1 rRNA gene is annotated in these 2,671 nt (G+C 49.2%); it reads left to right on the forward strand.

Annotated elements, in window-relative coordinates:
• Positions 1-282: 282 nt before the first annotated feature.
• A 23S ribosomal RNA gene (locus ACQV2P_RS08490) occupies positions 283-2,671 on the forward strand; the annotation flags it as partial.

The raw sequence follows: 2,671 nt of genomic DNA on the forward strand, positions 1-2,671 counted from the left end.
TAACAAGGTAGCCGTATCGGAAGGTGCGGCTGGATCACCTCCTTTCTAAGGAGTAGTTGGAACCTACACACGGTTAATGTCTTTGTTTAGTTTTGAGTGAGCTTCAATAGGAAGTCTACTCAATCGATCATTGAAAACTGAATACACCAAACAAGATTGATCATATTCTCGATGCGAGGTATGACAATCACATTATTTCTTAAATAAAAGATATAATGAACCGAGAAATTGACCGAGTCTATGAGTAACATCATAGAGTTAAAAAATAAGCGAAAATATTGTGGTTAAGCAATAAAGGGCGCACGGTGAATGCCTTGGCACTAGGAGCCGATGAAGGACGCGACGAACAGCGATATGCTTCGGGGAGCGGTAAGTACGCTAAGAACCGGAGATTTCCGAATGGGGGAACCCAATGATTGTAAAAGATCATTATCCGCAAGGAAGGTAGACGCAGAGAACTGAAACATCTAAGTAACTGCAGGAAAAGAAAATAAGAATGATTCCCTAAGTAGCGGCGAGCGAACGGGGAAGAGCCCAAACCAGCGTGCATGCACGTTGGGGTTGAAGGACTCCATCACGAGACCAGACGATTTAGTAGAAGCCCATGGGAAGGGGCGGCAGAGAGGGTGAGACCCCCGTATGCGAAAGATCAACAGGCTCAGGAGTATCCTGAGTACGGCGGGACACGAGAAATCCCGTCGGAATCCACCAGGACCATCTGGTAAGGCTAAATACTCCCTAGTGACCGATAGTGAACCAGTACCGTGAGGGAAAGGTGAAAAGCACCCCGGAAGGGGAGTGAAAGAGTACCTGAAACCGTGTGCTTACAAGTAGTCAGAGCCCGTTAAGGGGTGATGGCGTGCCTTTTGTAGAATGAACCGGCGAGTGACGATAGTTGGCAAGGTTAAGTAGAAGATACGGAGCCGTAGCGAAAGCGAGTCTGAATAGGGCGTTAGTCAGGTGTCGTCGACCCGAAACCAGGTGACCTACCCATGTGCAGGTTGAAGGTGTGGTAAGACGCACTGGAGGACCGAACTCACATACGTTGAAAAGTGTGGAGATGACGTGTGGGTAGCGGAGAAATTCCAATCGAACCTGGAGATAGCTGGTTCTCTCCGAAATATATTTAGGTATAGCCTCAGAGTAAGAGATGTGGAGGTAGAGCACTGTTTGGACTAGGGGCCCATTCGGGTTACCGAATCTAGATAAACTCCGAATGCCACAAACTCATCTCTGGGAGTCAGACTGCGAGTGATAAGATCCGTAGTCGAAAGGGAAACAGCCCAGACCACCAGCTAAGGTCCCTAAGTAACTGTTAAGTGGAAAAGGATGTGGGGTTGCCTAGACAGCTAGGATGTTGGCTTAGAAGCAGCCATCATTTAAAGAGTGCGTAATAGCTCACTAGTCGAGTGACCCTGCGCCGAAAATGTACCGGGGCTAAACAGTCCACCGAAGCTGTGGATTCTAATTTATTAGGATGGTAGGAGAGCGTTCTATGTGCGGAGAAGCTGTACCGTAAGGAGCAGTGGAGCGCATAGAAGTGAGAATGCCGGTATGAGTAGCGAAAGACAGGTGAGAATCCTGTCCACCGATAGACTAAGGTTTCCAGGGGAAGGCTCGTCCGCCCTGGGTAAGTCGGGCCCTAAGCAAAAGCCGAACGGCGTATGCGATGGACAACAGGTAGAGATTCCTGTACTTGGGAAATACGATTTAAGCAATGGAGGGACACAGGAGGTAAGTCCACGCAGACAGATGGAAAAGTCTGTAGAAGCAACGAGTGAGATTGTGAGTCAAATGCTTACAATTAATGATGAGTTGTGATCTGGAGCGAAATAATAGTAGCGAAGGTGGATAATCAAACTGTCGAGAAAAGCTTCTAGCTAGTATGACCAACCCGTACCGCAAACCGACACAGGTAGTCAAGTGGAGAACACTAAGGTGAGCGAGAGAACTCTCGTTAAGGAACTCGGCAAAATGACCCCGTAACTTCGGGAGAAGGGGTGCTGACGCAAGTCAGCCGCAGTGAATAGGCCCAGGCGACTGTTTATCAAAAACACAGGTTTCTGCTAAATCGCAAGATGACGTATAGGAGCTGACGCCTGCCCGGTGCTGGAAGGTTAAGAGGAGCGCTTAGCGCAAGCGAAGGTGCGAATTGAAGCCCCAGTAAACGGCGGCCGTAACTATAACGGTCCTAAGGTAGCGAAATTCCTTGTCGGGTAAGTTCCGACCCGCACGAAAGGCGTAACGATCTGGGCACTGTCTCAACGAGAGACTCGGTGAAATTATAGTACCTGTGAAGATGCAGGTTACCCGCGACAGGACGGAAAGACCCCATGGAGCTTTACTGCAACTTGATATTGAGTGTTTGTGTGACATGTACAGGATAGGTAGGAGTCAAAGAGCTGTGTACGCCAGTATGCAAGGAGACGTTGGTGGGATACTACCCTTGTAATATGAACCCTCTAACTCGCGTGAAGAACACGGAAGACAGTGTCAGGTGGGCAGTTTGACTGGGGCGGTCGCCTCCTAAAGAGTAACGGAGGCGCCCAAAGGTTCCCTCAGAATGGTTGGAAATCATTCGTAGAGTGCAAAGGCAGAAGGGAGCTTGACTGCGAGACCAACAAGTCGAGCAGGGACGAAAGTCGGGCTTAGTGATCCGGTGGTACCGCAT

The organism is Facklamia sp. P12932 (assembly GCF_050409545.1).
Taxonomy (GTDB): domain Bacteria; phylum Bacillota; class Bacilli; order Lactobacillales; family Aerococcaceae; genus Facklamia.